This window comes from Curtobacterium sp. L3-7 (assembly GCF_048756585.1).
GTDB lineage: Bacteria > Actinomycetota > Actinomycetes > Actinomycetales > Microbacteriaceae > Curtobacterium.
Genome location: NZ_CP151474.1, coordinates 2,586,690 through 2,606,737 on the forward strand (window position 1 = coordinate 2,586,690; position 20,048 = coordinate 2,606,737).

Below are 20,048 nucleotides of genomic sequence, written 5' to 3' on the forward strand. Positions count from 1 at the left end.
CGTCGGCTGGGCCGACCGGTGACGGGTCAGTCCGTCGGCTGCGCCGCACCGCGGCGCGTCCGCATCGTCGCCCACAGGACGAGCGCCGCGGCGACCGCCGTCAGGGCCCCGCTGCCGACCGTGACCGCCTCGTCGAACCCGGCGGCCTGCGCTGCGGTCCAGTGCGCGGACGCGATCGAGCCGGTGACGAGCGCGGCGAGGATCGTGCCGACGACCGCGAGACCGACGCCGGAGGAGACCTCGGAGGCGGTGTCGACGAGTGCGGCGCCGATGGTGGTGCGGTCCTCGGGGAGGCCGCGGAGGACGTTGACGCCGGCGACGACACCGACCACGCGCATGCCGGCGGCGACGAGCACCAGCGCGATGGCGACAGCGACGTAACCGGTGCGACCGAGCAGCGCGAACACCGCGAGCCCGAGGACCACGGAGGTGGCGCTCATCCACGCCGCACGCCCCAGACCGACGCGCTGCACGAACGGTCCGACGAACCGGCCGCCCGCGATCAGGACGACGACCTGCGGCAGCATGCCGACGGCGGCGAGCGCGGGGGACCAGCCCCAGGCGAGCTGGAGCTGCAGGGTGACGAGGTACCCCATGCCCGCGACCGCGATGCCCGTCGCGGCCTTGTACGCGAGACCGGCGGACACCAGCGGACGAGCGACCAGGGTGAGGTCGAGGAGCGGGTGTCGGGCCGTGCGCTCGCGCACGACGAAGAGCACGACCGCGAGGACCGCGGCGGTCGTCGCGATCCACGGTCCGACGGCGCCGACCCCGTCCTGCACGAAGAGCGTGGGAGCCACGAGCGCACAGACGATCGCCGCCGTCCCGAGGACGGCCCCGAGCACGTCGACAGGGTCGCGGTGGAGTTCCGTCGGGTCGTCGCGGGCGATGCCGGTGCGGATCCCCGCGAAGGCGAGTGCGGCGATCGGCACGTTGACGAGCAGCAGCACCTGCCAGGGTGCGACCGCGAGGACGAGCCCGCCGACGGTGGGGCCGATCGCGAGTCCGACGAGGCCGACCGTCGAGATCACCGTGGTGGCGCGGACCCGCAGGTCGTCCTCGCGGAACAGCCGGAAGGCCAGCGCCATCGACCCCGGTGTCGTCATCGCGGCGGCGATGCCCATCACGATCCGGACGGCGACGAGCTGCTCGACCGTCGTCACGAACACCGTCGTCAGGCTGGCGAGCCCCAGGAGCACGAGTCCGAGGAGCATCACGCGGCGGCGGCCGAACCGGTCGGCGACGGCGCCGAACCCGAGCATCAGACCGCCGAACACCACGGAGTAGGAGCCGGTCACCCACTGCAGGGCGGTCGTGCTCGCGTGGAGTTCGCGCCCGATCGTCGGGAGCGCCACGGTGAGGATCGAGTTGTCGAGCATCTCGAAGAGGAACACCGCCGACAGACCGGCGAGTGCGACCCACGCATCACGGAGCGAGGCGCGAGACTGCGGGATGATGACGTCGGACTGGTTGGTGGACATGTCGTTAGGTTAACCGACTAAAGTTAGTTACACAAGGCACGGAGGAGTCAGCATGCCCAGGACCGCGACCCGCGGGGGACCGCAGACGCGCGAGAAGATCGCGTCGACGGCGGCGGAGCTGTTCCTCGAGCACGGGTTCGACGCGGTGACGGTCGCGCAGATCGCCCGGGCAGCAGGGGTCTCGAGCGTCACGGTCTTCAACCACTTCCCACGCAAGGAGGACCTGTTCCTCGATCGTTCCGACGAGGCCCGCGAACTGCTCGTCGGAGCCGTCACGGAGCGCGCGGACGGTGTCGGGGTGGGGGAGGCCCTGTCCGGCCTGTTCCACCGACTCGCCGACGAGCGCCATCCACTGTCCGGGCTCGATCCACGGTCCGTGCCCTTCTTCCGGACGATCGCCGGGTCGCCGGCGCTGCTGGCGCACGCGCGTGCGATCGCCAGCGAACTCCAGGCCGCGCTCCGCGACGCGCTGTCGTCGGACCCGGCGTTCCCGGCGGACGCGGGACTGGCAGCGGCGTACGTGGTCGCCGGGTACGCCTCGGTGCTCGTCGAGACCGCCGGCCACGTGCTCGCGGGGGAGTCCGGTGATGACGTCGCAGCCGCACACCGCGTCCGCGTCGACCGTCTCCTCGACACGCTCCGTCACGGCGTTCTGCCAGCCTGACCCCGGACATCCACACCGATCACCCAGTGCACGTCATGTCGCATGCAGGACAGTGTGCGCATGGCAACACAGGAGAACCGCTCGGGGGTCGGAGCGTTCATCGGGTTCATCGGGTTCAGCACGCTCGCCGGACTGCTCGTGACCGTCGGTGTCACCCCCGCGATCGCCGTGCTCGGCGTCACCACGACCTCGACGATCGACGTCTTCGACTCGCTGCCGGAGTACATCGAGATCGGTGACCTGCCGCAGCGGAACGAGGTGCTCGCGTACCAGGGTGGGCAGCCCGTGCACCTGGCGACCGTGTACGCCCAGAACCGCGAAGAGCTGCAGCTCGACGAGATCAGCGAGTACCTCCGGTACGCGGCCGTCGACGGCGAGGACAAGCGGTTCTGGGACCACGGCGGCGTCGACGCGTCGTCGGTCGTCCGTGCCGCCGTCGGCAGCCTGGCCAGCGGGGGACTCGGCGGGTCAGGTGGTGCGTCGACGCTGACGATGCAGCTCGTCCGCAACATCAAGATGCAGCAGGCGCTCGAGCTCCCGACGCAGGAGGAGGTCGACGCCGCGTACCGCGAAGCCATCGAGCCGTCGGCGTCCCGGAAGCTCGCGGAGATGAAGCTCGCGATCGGTCTCGAGAAGAAGTACTCCAAGAAGGAGATCCTCGCCGCGTACCTCAACATCGCCTACTTCGGCGATCAGACCTACGGTGTACAGGCCGCGGCGCAGCGATACTTCGGCAAGGACGCGACGAACCTCACACCCACCGAGGCTGCTTCGATCCTGGCGATCGTGCAGTGGCCGGAGAAGCGCGACCTCTCCGACCCGTCGCACTACCCGGCCAACACCGAGCGCCGAGACGTCATCCTCGGGTCGATGCACGCGCAGGGGCACCTCACCAGGGCCCAGTACGACGAGGCCATCGCGGCCCAGCCGGAGCAGTACGTCCACCTGGCCGCGCCGTCGCAGGGGTGCGTGGCCGCCGCAGGGGTCGGATCCCAGTTCTTCTGCGACTACGCCGCTCGGGTCGTGAAGACGATGACGCAACTCGGCACGACCCAGGAGCAACGGGACGTCGCCTGGCGGAACGGTGGCTACACGATCCAGACGAGTCTCGACCTCGACCTGAACGGCCAGCAGAAGGGCCTGCTCGACACGTACGACCCGAACACCGAGGCCAGGATCGCGCTCGGATCGACGCTCGACACCGTCGAGGCGTCCACCGGTCGCGTGCTGACGATGGCGCAGAACCGCAACTACAACCAGCTCCCGTCCTGCGCGGCGGTCGACTCGGACCAGGGCGCATGCGCGCCCGCGACGGACACCAGCATCAACTACAGCGTCGACCAGGACCGCGGCGGTGGGATCGGCTTCCAGCCGGGGTCCACGTACAAGCTGTTCACCCTGCTCGCATGGCTCGAAGCCGGTCGGAGCGTGAACGCCGTCGTGAACGGGACACCACACACGACGAGCCGCTGGACGCAGTGCGGCGAGACCATCACCTCGGCGTGGAGCCCGAAGAACGACTCCCCAGGACAGCGCGGCAACTACACCGTTGCCGCCGCGACCGCCGGATCCGTGAACGCGGCCTACGCGTCGATGGCGGCGAAGCTCGACCTCTGCGACATCCGCGACGTCGCCGCCAAGCTCGGCGTGCACCTCGCAGCGGGTGGCGACCTGCCGGCGAACCCGGCGTCGATCCTCGGCACTTCGAACATCGCCCCGCTGACCATGGCGTCCGCCTACGCGGCGGTCGCGAACGGCGGCGTGTACTGCGCCCCGACCGTGATCGACGCCGTCACCGACCGCAGTGGGAAGTCGCTCGGGGGGCAGCAGCGCTCCTGCACGCAGGCACTGTCGCCGGCGGTCGCGGACACCGCGTTCCGGACGATGCAGGGGACCGTCGCCCGGGGCACGGCCGTCGGCGCGCAGACCCCGGACGGCACGCCGCTGTTCGCGAAGACCGGCACCACCGACGACGCCGACCAGATCTGGCTCGTCGGTGGGAGCAAGCAGGCCGTCACCGCGTACTGGCAGGGGCTCACCGACGGGAAGAAGACGAACCTCCGGCACTACGGCAGCGGGACGGGCGGCACGTACGCGAGCATGCGGTCGAACGTCTGGAAGCAGGCGCAGACCCCGGTGAACCAGGCGATGCGGGCGGCGGCCGGCTGAGGTCAGGGGCGCGGCCGGCCGGTTGCCTGGTGTCAGCGTCGGGGTCGGTAGACGTTCGCCATGGCGCCGCCCGCGAACGTCGTCGAGCTGACGAGCTCGAGGTCCAGCTCGCGGGGGAGTCCGGCGAAGAGGGCGTCCCCGCCTCCGAGCGCGACCGGCAGCACCACGAGCCGGTACTCGTCGACCAGGTCGGCGTGCACGAGGCTCCGGCAGAACGCGGTGCCGCCCTGCGCGAGCACGACTCCGTCGTGCTCGGCCTTGAGGCGGGTGACCTCGGAGGCGAGGTCCCCGTCCGCGACCCGCGCGTCCCGCCACACCGCGGCGGCGTCGAGCGTGCGTGGGTCGAAGCCGGCCCGGGTGAACACGACCTTCTGGACGCTGTTCATCGCTTCCGCGACGGGCATCGTCGCGGTCGACCAGAACCCGGCGATGGACTCGAACGTCCGGCGACCGAAGACGTGGACCGCGGCGCTCGCGACCGTGTCGGCCACCCAGGCCGCCGAGTCCGGAGTGCTCGCCCGGAACATCCAGTCGGAGCCGTCCGCGCCGCTCGTGAACCCGTCCACTGACATCGACATCTTCAGGACCAGTGCACCCACGGTCACCACCCACCCTCGTCCGCTCGTTCTGGCTGCTGTCCCTGCCATGATGATCCGGTGCGCGCAGTCATGTACCAGGAGTTCGGTGCCACCCCGACGATCGTCGACGTGGATCGGGAACCGTGCCCGCCGCACGGCGTCGTGGTGCGGGTCGCGGCGACCGGCGTCTGCCGGAGCGACTGGCACGCCTGGCGCGGCCACGACGACTCGGTCACGCTGCCGCACGTCCCCGGACACGAGTTCGCGGGCGTCGTCGTCGAGGCCGGACCCGAGGTCCGCGACCACCGGGTGGGGGACCGTGTCACCGCGCCGTTCGTCTTCGCCTGTGGGACCTGCCAGGAGTGCCTGGACGGCGCCACCCAGGTCTGCACGCGGCAGGAGCAGCCGGGGTTCACCCTGCCCGGGTCGTTCGCCGAGGAGCTCGTCGTCCCGCAAGCCGACCTGAACCTCGTGGCGTTGCCCGACGCCGTCGGGTTCGCCGAGGCCGCCGGACTCGGGTGTCGCTTCGGGACGGCGTACCACGCGCTGCACGCCCGCGGCCGCCTGCGTGCGGGGGAGCACGTCGCGGTGTTCGGGTGCGGCGGTGTCGGACTGTCGGCCGTGATCGTCGCGATCGCAGCAGGTGCGCACGTCGTCGCCGTGGACGTCTCGCCCGGCGCGCTCGCACGTGCAGAGGCCCTCGGCGCGACGACCGTGCCGTCGGGGGAGCGGGCCGTGGAGCGGGTCCAGGAGCTGACCGACGGCGGAGCGCACGTCTCGGTCGACGCCTACGGCAGTCGCGCGACCTCGGTCGCTGCCGTCGCGTCACTCCGCGCGCGAGGTCGGCACGTGCAGGTCGGGTTGCTCCTCGACGACGAGGCCGCCCCGGCGATCCCGATGGGCCGGGTGATCGGCGAGGAACTCGAGCTGCTCGGCAGCCACGGCATCTCCGTCGGTGAGTACGCCGCGATGCTCGACGACGTCGTCACCGGACGACTGCGCCCGGACGAGTCCATCGGACGGACGATCGACTTCGCGGAGCTGCCCGACGCGCTCCAGGCCATGGACGGACCGAGCTCGTCGGTGGGAATGACCGTGGCTGTCTTCTGAGCCCACGCTCGGGACTCCAGACAGGTCGCGCGCCCCATCACACGCATGTGATGGGGCGCGCCGTCGTGTCAGTCGCGCTCTTCGAGGGTCAGCGCGACGCCGAGCGCCATGAACGTCGGCGCCCAGTGGCCGACGAAGATGCCCCATCGGTCGGACTGTGCCTTGTCGTGGTGCTTGTTGCCGCGGGAGAACAGCCAGCTGATCAGCGAGAGGGCGATCGAGACGAACGCTCCGAGGTAGGCGTAGTCACTGCGGAAACCGATGCTGCTGAGGTACTTGACGGGGTGCATGAGGTGCCTTTCGTCGGCGAGGACCGTCGAACGACGGCACTGCAACCGAGCCAACTCGTCGCTGTCGGCGACCACGTCCAGTTTCAGCACCCCGGAGCCCGTTCCTGGTAGACCGGGACGTGCAACGGACCACCAGGGGAGTCTTGATGACATCGGAGCAGATCGATGCCCATGCGGAGGCGTTGATCACCTCGTTCGTGGAACCGGGCCGACGCTCCCGGCTCGCCGGCCTTCGCGGCTCGGTGCCCGCCCGACGGAAGTTCGCGATCGAGGTCGCACTCCGACAGCCGTTCCGAACCGATCGGCGCTCGCCGGTCGTCTCGGGAACGGATCCGGCTCCCGAAGCGGTGTTGCGACAGCTCGAAGCGCTCGGCGCGGCAGCGGACACACCGTGTGTGGTGTTCACGGTCGACGGCAATGAGTTCGTCCAGGATCTCCGGTCAGCCCTGGACGAGCACGCCGGACAAGCTGGAGGCGTCGTGGTGTCGGTCGCGCCCGGTGCGCTGGTCTACGCGGAGTCCGAGCGGGGAGACCGGTTCGTCCTGCAGCGCCTCTGAACACCCGGACTGATATAAGATACATTCTCGGCGAATATCGGGTGGGGTCAGGCCGTGATGGTGACGTGTAGTGGCACCGGCGGCGTGTTCGTTCCGGCCACGGGTCGGATCCTGGACACGAAGAACAACATCGGCGGCTACAACACCCCGATGCCCGCGAAGACCTGGCGCACCGTCACCGTTGCCGGCACCGTCACCGTTGCCGGCACCGCTGGTGTTGCTGCACCCGGCTGCAAACCAAGTGACAATAGCACTAAGAGAGCAACCAAAGATACTTTCCCGCGCAAACATTGGCCTAATGTTGTTAAGGGTGGGTATGCTGAGCTCGCATGCGGAACCGCTGGACCTTTCTCTACACGAGTCCGCTCCAGATCAAAGATAAAAGTGGTTGCAAGTTATACGGTGTACGCTCCGGTAGGAAACGGCAACTGGAAGGTGATCACCGGCTACCCACGGTGACATAATCTGTCGAGCATTTGCTATCCTGGTAAAACCGGTGCGGGGAAGTTTCAGGTGGGATCTACCCCGCACAGCCCAGGCAGTACAAGGAATTGCGATGGTCAAAGATGACAGCCTACATACTCGGCAATGATTACGGTATTGATTGGCCTTTCGGCACCGACGATGGCTGGTGTGATCGAGGGGTGCCCCTTTTGACGCCAGGCCTGCGGCGGGAGGTGGAAGCTTGGACTCGCTCGTTCAATGAGAATTACATGCCGGATTACGGTTGGTCAACGGAGCCACTCGCAGGGAGCGAGGACGACATGGCTCGATCGTCGCATGAACGGCCGGCGTCGGTCGGGAAGTCTCGCGCCTGCTGTAACCCCCGCATTATCTGACATAATATGCATTATCGGCGCTTGGAGGGACACCCGGCCAGGGAGCCCGGCCGCCCAGATGAGGTTGCTCGCATGGTCCATTGCATGCGAGTAGGACGATGTGTCCGACAACGCCGCTGCTACCGGAGCTCTGGGCGGCGCATCTCATCCGAACGGCCAGGCTCGATGAGTCCGACGGTCACGACAGGGATCCCCATCGCCTCAGCTTGTGCCTGTTCGTGGCCGTCCGTGAGCTGACATAACGAGGGCGCGTCGCGGCTGGCGACCGCCTCACCAGGTCCGAGACGACGACGGGCAGCATCAACTTCTCAGTAGATGCTGCCCGTCGCGATCGAGCGTGCAGTGTCCGTCTGACGACGTGCCCTACGACTGCTCCCCGTCCTCGGTGGGGACATCGTCGGCGTCGATCTCGAGCGCCGCGCTCTCCTCCCCCGACTCCTCGAGCACCTCGGGCTCGGTGTCGGGCTGCTCGGGCGCTCCGCCTTGCGTGGTCTCTTCTGCCGGATCCGGCTGGCTGTAACTCATGGTCGCGACCGTACGCGCGCCACGCTGGAACGGCCGTCAGCCGCCGCCTTCCGGACTGGAGGCTCGGCTCGCTCCCGGCACCCGAGCCTCCCGTCCGCCCGTGGTCGGCCTGGCCCTACGCGCGAATGCGCAGAAAGCTCGACCGGAACACGACTCCGCCCGTAACTTCCGCGCACTTGATGTGGAGCCTGCACGCGACCGCACGCGACCGGTCCGGATCCGTCACCACAGAGGATCGAGTGCGCAGAAAACGAGGCCGGAACCCCTTCCAGCCCGCAACTTCCGCGCACTCGATGTGGAGCTCACACTCACCGGCACCACCCGCACCCGGCCGCTCAGCCCCGGACGTAATCCGCCAAGTGCTGCCCGGTCAGCGTGGACCGCGCGGCGACGAGCTCCGCCGGGGTCCCCTCGAACACGACCCGGCCGCCGTCGTGTCCGGCACCGGGCCCGAGGTCGATCAGGTGGTCCGCGTGCGCCATCACCGCCTGGTGGTGCTCGATGACGACGACGCTCTTGCCGGAGTCGACGAGCCGGTCGAGCAGCCCGAGGAGCTGCTGCACGTCCGCCAGGTGCAGCCCGGTGGTCGGCTCGTCGAGGACGATGATCCCGCCGGGCTCCCCCAGGTGCGTCGCGAGCTTCAGGCGCTGTCGCTCCCCGCCGGACAGCGTGGTGAGGGGCTGCCCGATGGTCAGGTAGCCGAGCCCGACGTCCACGAGCCGTTCGAGGACCGCCCTGGCCGGGGCGACGCGGGTGTCCCCCGCGGCGAAGAAGGCCGCGGCATCCGCGACCGACATCGCAAGCACCTCGCTGATGTCCTTCCCGCCGAACCGGTACTCGAGCACCGACTGGTCGAAGCGCTTGCCGTCGCACTCCGCGCAGGTGGTGGAGACCCCGGCCATCATCCCGAGGTCGGTGTAGATCACGCCGGCACCGTTGCAGGCCGGGCACGCCCCCTCGGAGTTGGCGCTGAACAACGCCGGTTTCACGCCGTTGGCCTTCGCGAACGCCTTGCGGATCGGCTCGAGCATCCCGGTGTAGGTCGCCGGGTTGCTGCGGCGGGACCCCTTGATGGCACTCTGGTCGATCGCGACGACGTCGTCGCGCGGTGCCAGCGAGCCGTGGATGAGCGTGCTCTTCCCCGACCCGGCGACACCCGTGACGACGGTGAGCACGCCGAGCGGCACGTCGACGTCGACGTCCTGCAGGTTGTGCCGGTCGGCGCCGCGGATCTCGATCGCGCCCGTCGGCTGCCGGACCGACGGCTTCACCGAGACCCGGTCGTCGAGGTGGTTCCCGGTGACGGTGCCGCTCCCCCGGAGTCCGTCGAGCGGTCCCTCGTAGCAGAGCGTCCCGCCGGCGGCGCCCGCGCCGGGCCCGAGGTCGACCACGTGGTCGGCGATCTGGATCACCTCTGGCTTGTGCTCCACCACGAGCACCGTGTTGCCCTTGTCGCGGAGCCGGAGCAGGAGTCCGTTCATCCGTTGGATGTCGTGCGGGTGCAGGCCGGTGCTCGGCTCGTCGAACACGTAGGTGACGTCGCTGAGCGAGGACCCGAGGTGCTTCACCATCTTCACCCGCTGCCCTTCGCCGCCGGACAGGGTGCCGGTGGGGCGCTCGAGCGAGAGGTAGCCGAGGCCGATCTCGACGAAGGAGTCGACGGCGTCGCGGAGCCCGTCGAGGAGCGGGCCGACCGACGGTTCGTCGAGCGTGTGCAGCCATGTCGCGAGGTCGGTGATCTGCATCGCGCAGACGTCGGCGATGCTCTTGCCCGCCACCTTGGACGAGCGCGCGACGTCGTTCAGCCGGGTGCCGCCGCAGTCCGGGCACGTCGTGAACGTCACCGCCCGGTCGACGAACGCCCGGATGTGCGGCTGCATGGCTTCCCGGTCCTTCTGCAGGAACGACCGTCGGACGCGGTGCACGAGCCCCTCGTACGTCATGTTGATGCCGGCGATCTTCTGCTTCGTCGGCTCCCGGTAGAGGAAGTCCTGCCGCTCCTGCTCGGTGAAGTCCCGGATGGGCTTGTCGGCGTCGAAGTACCCCGACTCGGCGTACAGCCGGACGTTCCAGCCCTCGGTCCCGTAGCCGGGGATCGTGAGGGCACCGTCGGACAGCGGCTTGGCGTCGTCGAACAGCTGCGTGAGGTCGATGTCGCTGACGCTCCCCCGCCCCTCGCAGCGGGCGCACATCCCGCCGAGCCGGTTGAAGCTGACCTTCTGGGCCTTGGCGTCGGTGCCCTTCTGGACGGTGATCGCTCCGCCGGCCGAAACGGTCGCGAGGTTGAACGAGAACGCGTTGGGCCCGCCGACGTGCGGCTGCCCCAGCCGGCTGAACAGCACGCGCAGCATCGCGTTCGCGTCCGTGACGGTCCCCACCGTCGACCGCGGATCCGCGCCGATCCGCTCCTGGTCGACGACGATGGCGGTGGTGAGCCCGTCGAGGACGTCCACGTCGGGACGGCCCTGCGTCGGCATGAAGCCCTGCACGAAAGCGCTGTACGTCTCGTTGATCATCCGCTGCGACTCGGCGGCGACCGTGCCGAACACGAGTGAGCTCTTGCCGGAACCGGACACACCCGTGAACACCGTCAGGCGACGCTTCGGCAGGTCCACGTCGACATCGCGCAGGTTGTTCTCGCGCGCGCCGCGGACACGGATGCGGTCGTGGCTGTCGGCGATCGACGCGTCGCTGGTGTGCATGCCGATCAGGGTACCGACCGGGTGGTCGACCGCTGGCCGGACGGCGTCGGTGGGCACGGCCATACTGGCGCCATGGCACTCCGCTGGTACTCGATCGTCGTCGACAGCCACGACCCGCACGCCCTCGCGCGGTGGTGGGGTGAGACCCTCGCGTGGCCGGTCGTGTACGAGTCCGACGACGAAGCCGTGATCGCGCCGGAACACGCGCTCGAGATCCCGGAGGGCACGCCGCGCGAGCACCAGCCGCAGGGGCTCGTCTTCGTGCCGGTGCCGGAGGGCAAGACCGTGAAGAACCGGCTCCACCTCGACCTCGCACCCGCGCCGGACGACTCGCACCAGGCAGAGGTCGACGCCCTGGTGGCTCGGGGCGCGACGCTCGCCGACGTCGGTCAGCGCGACGTGCCGTGGGTGGTGCTGGCCGATCCCGAGGGCAACGAGTTCTGCGTGCTCACGCCCCGCGAATGACCCGCCGGACCAGGTCGGGCAGCTCGGCGGGCTCGAACGGCTCGTCCGTGGCGTCGAGCTCGTCGGCCGTCCACCAGCGGGAACCGAGGATGTCGACCCGCTCGTCATCGGTCCACTCGTCGCTCGACAGCACGAACCCGGCGGTCCGGACGACGTAGAACTCGGAGTGTCCACGGTCGTGGTCCGCCTGGTCCCACGTGACGTCGAAGTCCCACGACCAGACCGGTTCGCCCGGGTCGGTGATGACGATGCCGGTCTCCTCGCGGAGTTCCCGGATCGCAGCATCGCGGTGCGTCTCGCCCGGGTCGACTCCCCCACCCGGCGTGATCCACCGGTGGAAGCCGTCGGACGACGGGGCGTTGGTGTCCATCAGGAACACGCGGCCGTCGTCGTCGAGCAGCAGGATGCGGGAGGTCAGGCGGAGGCCGGGTGCAGCAGTCACCCGGTCGACGCTACCCCGAGCGCTCAGGCGGTGAAGCCGCTGACGTCGCCGACCAGGCGCGTGTTGTCCGTGGGGATCGGCTCGACCGCGGCGAGGGCGACCTCGGCGGCGAACTCGGAGACGCTGTAGAGCTTGCCGACGGCCCCGCGACGTTCCTCGATCGCACCGGGGTTGATGCGGTTCAGGAGCGTCGCGGTGATCGTGCCCTCGATCATGTCGCCGGAGACGACGACGAACTCGATGCCGGCTGCCTCCAGCTGCGGGAGGAGCTCGCGGAGCGCGATCTCACCGGCGTGCTTGCTCTTCGCGACCGGCAGGTACTCCGGCAGCGTCTCGGCGGTCTCGACGAAGTGGGCCTGGTGGCTCGTGACGAACACGACCCGGGAGCCGGCGGCCATGTGCGGCACGGCGGTCTGCAGCATGTCGACCTGCGCGTCACGGTTGAGACGGAGCGCGTAGTCCTCGCCCATGCCCGACTCCATCCCGCCCGATGCGTTCAGGACGAGGAGGTCGATCCCGCCCCATGCCTGCACCACGGTGTCGACAATGGCCTGCACCGAGTCGTGGTCGGTCAGGTCGGCGCCGACAGCGAGGGCTTCTCCCCCGGCGGCGACGATGCCCTCGGCGATCTGCTCGGCGCGGCGGGCCTTGTTCCGGTAGTTGACGACCACCTTGGCCCCGGCCTCGGCCAGGTACCCGACGGTGTCGGCGCCGATGCCGCGGGACGAGCCGGTGACGAGGGCGCGCTTGCCGGCGAGGGATCCGGGGGCGAGGGGGCTGCTCACAGTGGTGTTCTCCAGTTCGTGACCGTGCATCGGGACCGGTCGAGCCTACCAATCCGTGCGCCCGGTCAGACGTCGTTTGATATGTTGAACGGACTTGAACCGGCCGTCGCGACGCAGCGCTGCCGCGCGCGACCGAGGGAGGGAGATCGCGTGAACATCTCGGATTGGATCCAGACCATCGTCTGGATCGCTCTGGTGCTGGTGTTGGGGGTGGTCGAGGTGTTCACCCTCGACTTCATCTTCATCATGCTCGCAGCCGGAGCAGCGGGCGGCTTGATCGCAGCGCTCATCGGCGCGGAGTGGTGGCTGTCCGCCATCATCGCCGCGGCCGTCGCGCTCCTGCTCCTCGCGCTCGTCCGGCCCCGGCTCCTCGTCGCGCTCGGCCGGAACGCCGACCCCCACCGCACCGGCGTCGAGGGACTGGTCGGCATGCCCGGCACGGTCGCCGTCGCGTTCACCTCCACCGCCCCCGGCCAGGTCCGCCTGGCGAACGGCGAGACCTGGAGCGCGCGCATCGACGTCGCCGCCCCCGATCGCACCCCGCCGCTCGGCACCCACGTCGTCGTCGAGTCCATCGAGGGCTCGACCGCCGTCGTCCGCATCCAACAGAAGGCTGCTTCATGACCCTCGAACCCGGGACGATCGTGCTCCTCGTACTGATCGTCGTCATCGTCATCTTCGTGATCGTCGTCCTGGCCAAGGCGATCCGCATCGTCCCCCAGGCCACGGCGGGCATCGTCGAGCGGCTCGGCAAGTACCACAAGACCCTCAACCCGGGGTTGAACCTCCTGGTGCCGTTCATCGACCGGCTCCGGCCGCTGCTCGACATGCGCGAGCAGGTCGTGTCGTTCCCGCCGCAGCCGGTGATCACCGAGGACAACCTCGTGGTCTCGATCGACACCGTCGTGTACTTCCAGGTGACCGACGCCCGCGCCGCCACCTACGAGATCGCGAACTACCTCGGCGCCGTCGAGCAGCTGACGACCACCACGCTCCGCAACGTCGTCGGTGGGCTCAACCTCGAAGAGGCACTGACCAGCCGCGACAACATCAACGGCCAGCTCCGCGTGGTGCTGGACGAGGCGACCGGCAAGTGGGGCATCCGCGTCGGACGCGTGGAGCTCAAGGCCATCGAGCCGCCCGTGTCCATCCAGGACGCCATGGAGCAGCAGCTCCGAGCGGAGCGCAGCCGTCGTGCAGCGATCCTGCAGGCCGAGGGCACCAAGCAGTCGCAGATCCTCGAGGCAGAGGGCCAGCGACAGGCGGCGATCCTCGCCGCAGAGGGTGACGCCAAGGCCCAGGTGCTCCGCGCCGAGGGTGAGGCGCAGGCCATCGCGACGGTGTTCGACGCCATCCACACCGGCGACCCGGACGAGAAGCTGCTGTCGTACCAGTACCTGCAGACCCTGCCGAAGATCGCCGAGGGCACCGCGAACAAGCTCTGGATGATCCCGAGCGAGTTCACGGAGGCGCTGTCCGGCATCGCCAAGGGCTTCACCACGGGCCGCTCGGGCGCAGCGCCTGCGGCCGGCGGTGCGGGTGGCAGCGACTTCCTCGCGAAGATCTCCAAGCTCGCCAACGAGAGCCTCGCCAACACGGCGGCGACCGAGCCTGGGGGCGGCGCGGCTGCGGCGAACCCGAACGCGACCGCAGCGGACATCGTGCCGGACGCGGGTCTCGACGAGCGTCTCGCGGAGTCGAACCGCAGCGTCGAGGAGAAGCTCGCCGCCGCGGCCGAAGCCACGCGCGAGCAACTCGGCGACGACCGCACACAGCAGTAGCCGGGAACCACGAAGGCCCGCTCCCATCGGGGAGCGGGCCTTCGTCGTTCGCCAGTGCCTCAGGCGCCGCGACGGGCGCGCAGGAACTGCAGTCGTTCCTGGAGCAGTTCCTCGAGCTCCTCGCGCGAGCGCCGCTCGAGCAGCATGTCCCAGTGGGTACGTGGTGCCTTGACGTCTTCTGCTGCGACCTCGACGGGGACCCCGTCGTCGCCGAGCAGACGTCCTTCGCGTCCGCTCCTGGGGTCGGCCCAGCTCTGCGGGACCTCTGCCTCGGCGGAGAACACGACGTCGAACGTCTCGCCCGAGTCGGTCTGGTAGACCGCGCGCTTGCGGTCAGAGAGCTCGACGCCCTCTTCGCTCTGGAGGCTCTGGCTCCCGAGCCGCATGCCGCGGAGACTCCGATCAGCCATGGTGGACTCCTCTCGCTCGTTCCCCCTCTGCAACACTGTCCCACGCGCGTTCGTTCCGGGGCATCCGCATTCACAGTGGGTTCCCAGTGCGGGACCGCGGGACGGGTGGACGGTCAGCGGCGGCGGCGGGGCGTGTGGAACGGGGCGCAGGCGATGAGGACGAGGAGCCCGCCGAGCGAGAGGACGAGCGCGATCAGTCCGGACGCGACGGTGGCCGGCGTCGTCGAGGTGCCGAGGGGCACGTCCGTCACCATCGAGGTCGCGGTGTACTCCGGCACGCGGTCGATCGTCCGCCCGGAGGGGTCGATCACCTGCGAGGCGCCGACGGTCGAGATGTTCACGAGGGACCGGCCGGTCTCGATGGCCCGCATCCGCGCGATCTCGAGCTGCTGGAGGTTCTCGTCGGTGCCGGAGAAGTCGGCGTTGTTCGTCTGCGCGAGGATCACCTGCGCGCCGCCGCGGGCCATGTCCCGCGTCAGCCCGTCGTCGACGATGTCGAAGCAGATCGCGATGCCCGCCTTGATCCCGGCGACGTCGAGCACGTTCGGCTTCGTCCCCGGCGTGTAGTCGCGCTGCAGCAGTCCGATGAGTGACGGCGCGAGCTTGGAGAAGAACCACCGGTCCGGGACGTACTCGCCGAAGGGCACCGGGCGCTTCTTGTCGTAGGACGACTGCCACCCGTCGGCGGTCCAGACGAACGACGTGTTGTGGAGCACACCCGCCGGTGTCTGGGTGATCGCGCCGGCGACGATGGGGGCCCCGACGGACTGCACGACGGAGTTCAGCGCGCTCGCGATCACGGGCTGCTGGCGCGGGTCGAACTCGGCGGACGCCTCGGGCCAGACGACCAGGTCGACGCCCTTCGCGGACACGTCGGTCGCGGCGACCTGCGACTCGAGGACCTGTCCGGGGGCCGCCCGGTCGAAGTACCCGGCGGGACCGTTGCCCTGCACGGACTCGATACGGATGGTCCCGTCGGTCGCTGTCGGCCAGGCGGGGACGGCGAGCACCGCCGCCACGAGGAGTCCGGCGACGGCGACGCGCATCCGGAGCTGGATCCCCCCGACGAGCCCCAGGGAGACGACGACGGCGACGCAGTAGACGACGACGAACGACAACCCGAGGACGCCGACGTACGCGACGAGGTGCGCGAACGGGCTCTCGGACTGCGACAGCCCGACCCGTCCCCACGCGAACCCGCCGTACGGCCAGCTCCCGGAGAACCACTCGCGTCCGGTCCACAGTGCGGCGACCACGGCCGGGAGGCCCCACACGCGTCCGGCGGTCGAGGGCACGACGCGCGCGACCCAGCGGTACGCGAGGGAGATCGCGACGCTGCCGAGCGCGAACATGGCCGCCTCGAACAGCGCGAGCGCGAGCCACGGGACCGGCCCCAGGTAGCGCCCGGCCCACGAGATGGCCGGGATCCAGAACGCGACTCCCCCGAGGTAGCCGAGCCATGCCGCACGGCGCCACCCCTGTCCCATGGCGGACAGCAGCAGACAGGCCACCGCGGGGTAGGCGAGGAACCACCACCCGGGCGACGGGAAGGACAGGGCGAAGAACAGCCCACCGATGACCGCCAGCGGCAGCGCGATCCGCACCGGCAACGCCGCGAAGGGCGCGCGCGGACGCACACCGGTCTCGGGAACCTGCACCGGGCCTCCCGTCAGACCGTCGCGTACGCGACGATGCCGCGGCGGACCGCGTCCGTCGCACGTCGGGCGGTCTCGGCGAGCTCGGGGTCGCCGGCGTTCTTGATCTGGTCGAGGAGGTCGATGACCTGCTTGCACCACCGGACGAAGTCGCCTGCCGCCAGGTCGAGCGACCGCAGGACGTCGTCGAGCGCCGAGCCGGACGCCCACCGGAACATGCCGACGGCGATCGCGGGGGTCGGCGGCTGCGAACCGGACAGCCGGGCGTCGCGTTCCACGTCGTCGAGGCGTGACCAGATCGTCAGGGTCTCGTCGAGCGCCGGGCGGAACGCACCGCGCGGCAGAGCGTGCTCGGTGCCCGGGGCGTCCTCCCGACGGGGCTGGTAGACGATCGTGGCGGCCATGGCGGCGAGCTGTGCCGGCGTGAGGTCCTTCCACACCCCGGCCTCGAGGCACTCGGCGACGAGCAGGTCCCGCTCGCCGTAGATCCGCTGCAGACGACGACCACCCGCTGCGACGGTGAGCTCGCCGTCCGGACCGGCGGACGCGTCGTTCGCGCTCGGCACGAGGTACCCGAGCTGGACGAGCACGTCGGTCACCCGGTCGAAGGTCGTCGCAACGGCGCCGGTCCGGGAGCGGATCTGCTGCACGAGCTTGTCGTTGACGCGCTTGAGCTTGTACCAGCGCTCCGCCCAGCGGGCGTGCGCTTCGCGGTCGGGGCAGGCGTGGCACGGGTGACGCTGCAGGGCGCGCCGCACCTCGGTGATCTGGGACTGCCGTTCCTGGCGGGCGCCGTGCGAGGCTTCGCGGCCGCCGGGGACGTTCGTGCGTTCGAGGTCCGAGAGTCGCCGTCGCAGCGCCGCGTACTCGGTGAAGTCGCCGAGGTGGCACGCCATCGACCGCTGGTAGCCGTCGAGCGACTCCTGCTGCGACCGCACCTTCCTGGCGAGGTCGACGACGGAGCGGTCCGCCTGGAACTGCGCGAAGGACGTCTCGAGGACCTCGCGCGTGCGCTGTCGACCGAACTGCTCGATCAGGTTCACGGCCATGTTGTACGTCGGCTTGAACGAGGAGTTGAGCGGGTACGTCCGACGGCTCGCGAGCGACGCGACGGCCTGCGGTTCGAGGCCGTCGGTCCACTGGATGACCGAGTGCCCCTCGACGTCGATCCCCCGACGGCCGGCTCGACCCGTGAGTTGCGTGTACTCCCCCGGCGTGATCGGCACACGGGCCTCGCCGTTGAACTTCTCGAGCTTCTCGAGGACGACCGTGCGGGCCGGCATGTTGACCCCGAGCGCCAGGGTCTCCGTCGCGAAGACGACCTTGAGGAGCTTGCGCTGGAAGAGGTCCTCGACGACCTCCTTGAACGCGGGCAGGAGCCCGGCGTGGTGCGCCGCGACGCCCCGCTCGAGCCCTTCGAGCCACTCCCAGTACCCGAGGACGGCGAGGTCCTCGTCGAGGAGCGTCCGGCAGTGGTACTCCGCGGTCTCGCGGATCTCGTTCCGCTCCTCGCGGGTGGTCAGGGACACGCCAGACCGCAGGACCTGCCGGACACCTTGGTCACACCCGTTGCGGCTGAACACGAAGAAGATCGCCGGGAGCAGCATCCGCTCGTCCAGCATGCGGGCGATGTGCTCGCGGTGCAGCTTCTCGGTGCGCGGACCACGGCGGTCGACGTACCCGCCACGACCCCGGCGTCCGCGGTGGCCGCCACGGCTGTCGTTGCGTGAGCCTCCGCCGACGAGACGCAGCAGCTCGGGGTTCACGCGGTTGGTCGCCGCGGCGCCGGACGAGTCGAAGAGGTCGACCATCTTGTTGCCGACGAGCACGTGCTGCTCGAGGGGCACCGGACGGTCCTCGGACACGATGACGTCGGTGTCGCCGCGGACCGTCTGCAGCCAGTCGCCGAACTCCTCGGCATTGGACACCGTCGCGCTGAGCGAGACCAGACGGACCTCGGTCGGCAGGTGCAGGATCACCTCTTCCCACACCGCGCCCCGGAACCGGTCGGCGAGGTAGTGGACCTCGTCCAGCACGACCCATGCCAGGTCGTCGAGCAGGTCGGAGTCCGCGTAGATCATGTTGCGGAGCACCTCGGTCGTCATCACGACGACCCGTGCCCGGGGGTTGACGTTGGTGTCGCCGGTGAGGAGCCCCACCTCGGACTCCCCGTACGCCTCCACGAGTTCGGCGTACTTCTGGTTGCTCAGCGCCTTCATCGGCGTCGTGTAGAACACCTTCGCCGTCGGCTGCCGCATCGCCAGCCAGATCGCGAACTCGGCGACGATCGTCTTGCCGGCGCCGGTCGGGGCGGCGACGAGCACGCTCCGCCCCTGGTCGAGCGCATCGCACGCGGCGAACTGGAACGCGTCCAGGTCGAATCGCAAGTCCGCACGGAACAGCTCCAGGTTGCGCGACCGGCTCCGGACGCGGGCGGCCTGGAACCGCTCGGCCGCGCTCAGCCCGGTGTCGGTCACAGGCCGTACTCGGCGTCGAGCTTGGCCTGGCGCTTCGCGAGACGACGGTCGTGCAGCCAGGTCACCACGCAGGCGGCGACGTAGAGCACCATCATCGGGATCGCGAGCAGGAACATCGAGATGACGTCGGCGCTCGGGGTCACGATCGCGCAGAAGACCAGGATGCAGAGGATGGCCACGCGCCAGGACTTGATGATCGACTTCGCCTCGAGCACGCCGACGAAGTTCAGCAGCACCAGGAACACGGGCAGCACGAAGGCGATGCCGACGGCCACGATGAGCTTGATGACGAAGTCGTAGTAGGCCTTCGCGTCGACGATGGAGGTGTCCTGGCTCGACACGAAGCTGCCGAGGATCCCGACGATGTGCGGCAGGACGTACCAGCCGAAGTAGCACCCGGCGAAGAACAGCGGGATCGCCGTGCCGAGGAAGCCCCACACGTACTGCTTCTCGCGCCGGACCAGCGCCGGGACGATGAACGCCCAGATCTGGTAGAGCCACACCGGACTCGCGATCACGATGCCGATCGTGATCGCGATCTGCAGCTTGAGGTCGAACGCGCCCGTGATCATCGGGAAGTTCAACTCGGCGGTGTGCCCGCCGACCTTCGCCAGCTGGGACACGGGGGCACGCAGCGAGTCGAGCACGAACGGGGTCAGGAACCAGCCGCCGACCGCACCGACGAGGACCGCGAGGACGGCCTTGAACAGGCGGTTGCGCAGCTCGATGAGGTGCTGCCCGAGGGACATGCGGCCTTCGGGTTCCTTCGGACGGCGACCCTGCCGCTTCTCTCGCCCGCGCGCGGTCGTCGAAGCCATGCGTCGATCCTACGGCAGCGCGGCCCTCGGTCGGCGGCGCGACGTGCGAACGCACAGCGCACCTTCGGGCGAGTGGTCACGACACCCCGCTCGCATCCGCCGACCGGTCAACGTCCGTCGTCGTCGGGATCACCGACCGACGGTCTGCGACCGGTGGGCGGTCGATGCGCGGGGTGTCGCGACCACTCGCCGCGGTCGGCGGCACCTGCGGGTCCGGTGGGCGGTCCGCGGACGGGAGGCACGGTTCGGGCCGGGAACGAGCCTCCCGTCCGGTGGACGGTCGCGACGAGTGGTCATGAC

General features: G+C 69.7%; 18 protein-coding genes. 7 read left to right on the forward strand and 11 right to left on the reverse strand.

Annotation, left to right across the window (positions count from 1 at the left end):
* Nucleotides 1-26: 26 nt before the first annotated feature.
* On the reverse strand, nt 27-1,481 hold the full coding sequence (locus AAEP80_RS12615; protein ID WP_420364667.1) for an MFS transporter: 1,455 nt from the start codon (nt 1,479-1,481) through the stop codon (nt 27-29).
* Nucleotides 1,482-1,533: 52 nt separating this feature from the next.
* On the opposite strand from AAEP80_RS12615, the gene AAEP80_RS12620 reads away from it, so the two are divergent.
* Both AAEP80_RS12620 and AAEP80_RS12625 read left to right on the forward strand, forming a co-directional pair.
* A complete protein-coding gene (locus tag AAEP80_RS12620; protein ID WP_420364668.1) occupies nt 1,534-2,145 on the forward strand; it encodes a TetR/AcrR family transcriptional regulator in 612 nt (203 codons plus the stop codon).
* Nucleotides 2,146-2,205: 60 nt separating this feature from the next.
* Entirely contained in the window at nt 2,206-4,314 is a 2,109-nt protein-coding gene (locus AAEP80_RS12625) for a transglycosylase domain-containing protein (RefSeq protein ID WP_420364669.1), read from the forward strand.
* 32 nt (nt 4,315-4,346) lie between these two features.
* Here AAEP80_RS12625 and AAEP80_RS12630 read toward each other — a convergent pair whose 3' ends face one another.
* Entirely contained in the window at nt 4,347-4,919 is a 573-nt protein-coding gene (locus AAEP80_RS12630; RefSeq protein ID WP_420364670.1) for a dihydrofolate reductase family protein, read from the reverse strand.
* Between the two features lie 51 nt (nt 4,920-4,970).
* Between AAEP80_RS12630 and AAEP80_RS12635 the strand changes: the two genes are divergently transcribed.
* Complete coding sequence (locus AAEP80_RS12635; protein WP_420364671.1) at nt 4,971-6,002, forward strand: alcohol dehydrogenase catalytic domain-containing protein; 1,032 nt, start codon at nt 4,971-4,973, stop codon at nt 6,000-6,002.
* A 68-nt stretch (nt 6,003-6,070) separates the two neighbouring features.
* Here the strand turns inward: AAEP80_RS12635 and AAEP80_RS12640 are convergent, their stop codons facing one another.
* Nucleotides 6,071-6,382, reverse strand: coding sequence for a hypothetical protein (locus AAEP80_RS12640; RefSeq protein WP_420364672.1), 312 nt, complete (start codon nt 6,380-6,382; stop codon nt 6,071-6,073).
* Between the two features lie 56 nt (nt 6,383-6,438).
* Between AAEP80_RS12640 and AAEP80_RS12645 the strand changes: the two genes are divergently transcribed.
* Complete coding sequence (locus AAEP80_RS12645) at nt 6,439-6,849, forward strand: hypothetical protein (RefSeq protein WP_420364673.1); 411 nt, start codon at nt 6,439-6,441, stop codon at nt 6,847-6,849.
* A gap of 1,202 nt (nt 6,850-8,051) precedes the next feature.
* Here the strand turns inward: AAEP80_RS12645 and AAEP80_RS12650 are convergent.
* The gene (locus AAEP80_RS12650) at nt 8,052-8,213 is read right to left on the reverse strand and encodes a hypothetical protein (RefSeq protein WP_420364674.1); all 162 of its coding nucleotides are present in this window, start codon (nt 8,211-8,213) and stop codon (nt 8,052-8,054) included.
* A gap of 335 nt (nt 8,214-8,548) precedes the next feature.
* The gene (locus AAEP80_RS12655; RefSeq protein ID WP_420364675.1) at nt 8,549-10,915 is read right to left on the reverse strand and encodes an ATP-binding cassette domain-containing protein; all 2,367 of its coding nucleotides are present in this window, start codon (nt 10,913-10,915) and stop codon (nt 8,549-8,551) included.
* Between the two features lie 72 nt (nt 10,916-10,987).
* Here AAEP80_RS12655 and AAEP80_RS12660 point away from each other — a divergent pair, with 72 nt between their 5' ends.
* The gene (locus AAEP80_RS12660) at nt 10,988-11,380 is read left to right on the forward strand and encodes a VOC family protein (RefSeq protein WP_420364676.1); all 393 of its coding nucleotides are present in this window, start codon (nt 10,988-10,990) and stop codon (nt 11,378-11,380) included.
* On the opposite strand, the gene AAEP80_RS12665 is transcribed toward AAEP80_RS12660, so the two are convergent.
* Complete coding sequence (locus AAEP80_RS12665; RefSeq protein WP_413601888.1) at nt 11,364-11,822, reverse strand: NUDIX hydrolase; 459 nt, start codon at nt 11,820-11,822, stop codon at nt 11,364-11,366. The genes AAEP80_RS12660 and AAEP80_RS12665 overlap by 17 nt on opposite strands.
* A 23-nt stretch (nt 11,823-11,845) precedes the next feature.
* Nucleotides 11,846-12,607, reverse strand: a complete 762-nt coding sequence (locus AAEP80_RS12670) for an SDR family oxidoreductase (protein ID WP_420364677.1) — start codon at nt 12,605-12,607, stop codon at nt 11,846-11,848.
* 150 nt (nt 12,608-12,757) lie between these two features.
* Here AAEP80_RS12670 and AAEP80_RS12675 point away from each other — a divergent pair, with 150 nt between their 5' ends.
* Together AAEP80_RS12675 and AAEP80_RS12680 are read left to right on the forward strand one after the other, a co-directional pair.
* Nucleotides 12,758-13,231: an NfeD family protein gene (locus AAEP80_RS12675; RefSeq protein WP_402728764.1), complete on the forward strand. Its 474-nt coding sequence runs from the start codon at nt 12,758-12,760 to the stop codon at nt 13,229-13,231.
* On the forward strand, nt 13,228-14,388 hold the full coding sequence (locus AAEP80_RS12680; protein WP_420364678.1) for an SPFH domain-containing protein: 1,161 nt from the start codon (nt 13,228-13,230) through the stop codon (nt 14,386-14,388). The genes AAEP80_RS12675 and AAEP80_RS12680 overlap by 4 nt, the downstream gene beginning before the upstream one ends.
* Before the next feature lie 59 nt (nt 14,389-14,447).
* Here the strand turns inward: AAEP80_RS12680 and AAEP80_RS12685 are convergent, their stop codons facing one another.
* The 4 genes from AAEP80_RS12685 to tatC all read right to left on the reverse strand — a co-directional run bounded on the left by AAEP80_RS12685 (nt 14,448) and on the right by tatC (nt 19,679).
* Complete coding sequence (locus AAEP80_RS12685; RefSeq protein WP_281264600.1) at nt 14,448-14,798, reverse strand: RNA polymerase-binding protein RbpA; 351 nt, start codon at nt 14,796-14,798, stop codon at nt 14,448-14,450.
* A 113-nt stretch (nt 14,799-14,911) separates the two neighbouring features.
* The gene (lnt, locus tag AAEP80_RS12690; RefSeq protein WP_420364679.1) at nt 14,912-16,456 is read right to left on the reverse strand and encodes an apolipoprotein N-acyltransferase; all 1,545 of its coding nucleotides are present in this window, start codon (nt 16,454-16,456) and stop codon (nt 14,912-14,914) included.
* Between the two features lie 11 nt (nt 16,457-16,467).
* Nucleotides 16,468-18,930: a DEAD/DEAH box helicase gene (locus AAEP80_RS12695; RefSeq protein ID WP_420364680.1), complete on the reverse strand. Its 2,463-nt coding sequence runs from the start codon at nt 18,928-18,930 to the stop codon at nt 16,468-16,470.
* Nucleotides 18,927-19,679, reverse strand: a complete 753-nt coding sequence (tatC, locus tag AAEP80_RS12700; RefSeq protein WP_281267580.1) for a twin-arginine translocase subunit TatC — start codon at nt 19,677-19,679, stop codon at nt 18,927-18,929. The genes AAEP80_RS12695 and tatC overlap by 4 nt, the downstream gene beginning before the upstream one ends.
* Nucleotides 19,680-20,048: the final 369 nt, after the last annotated feature.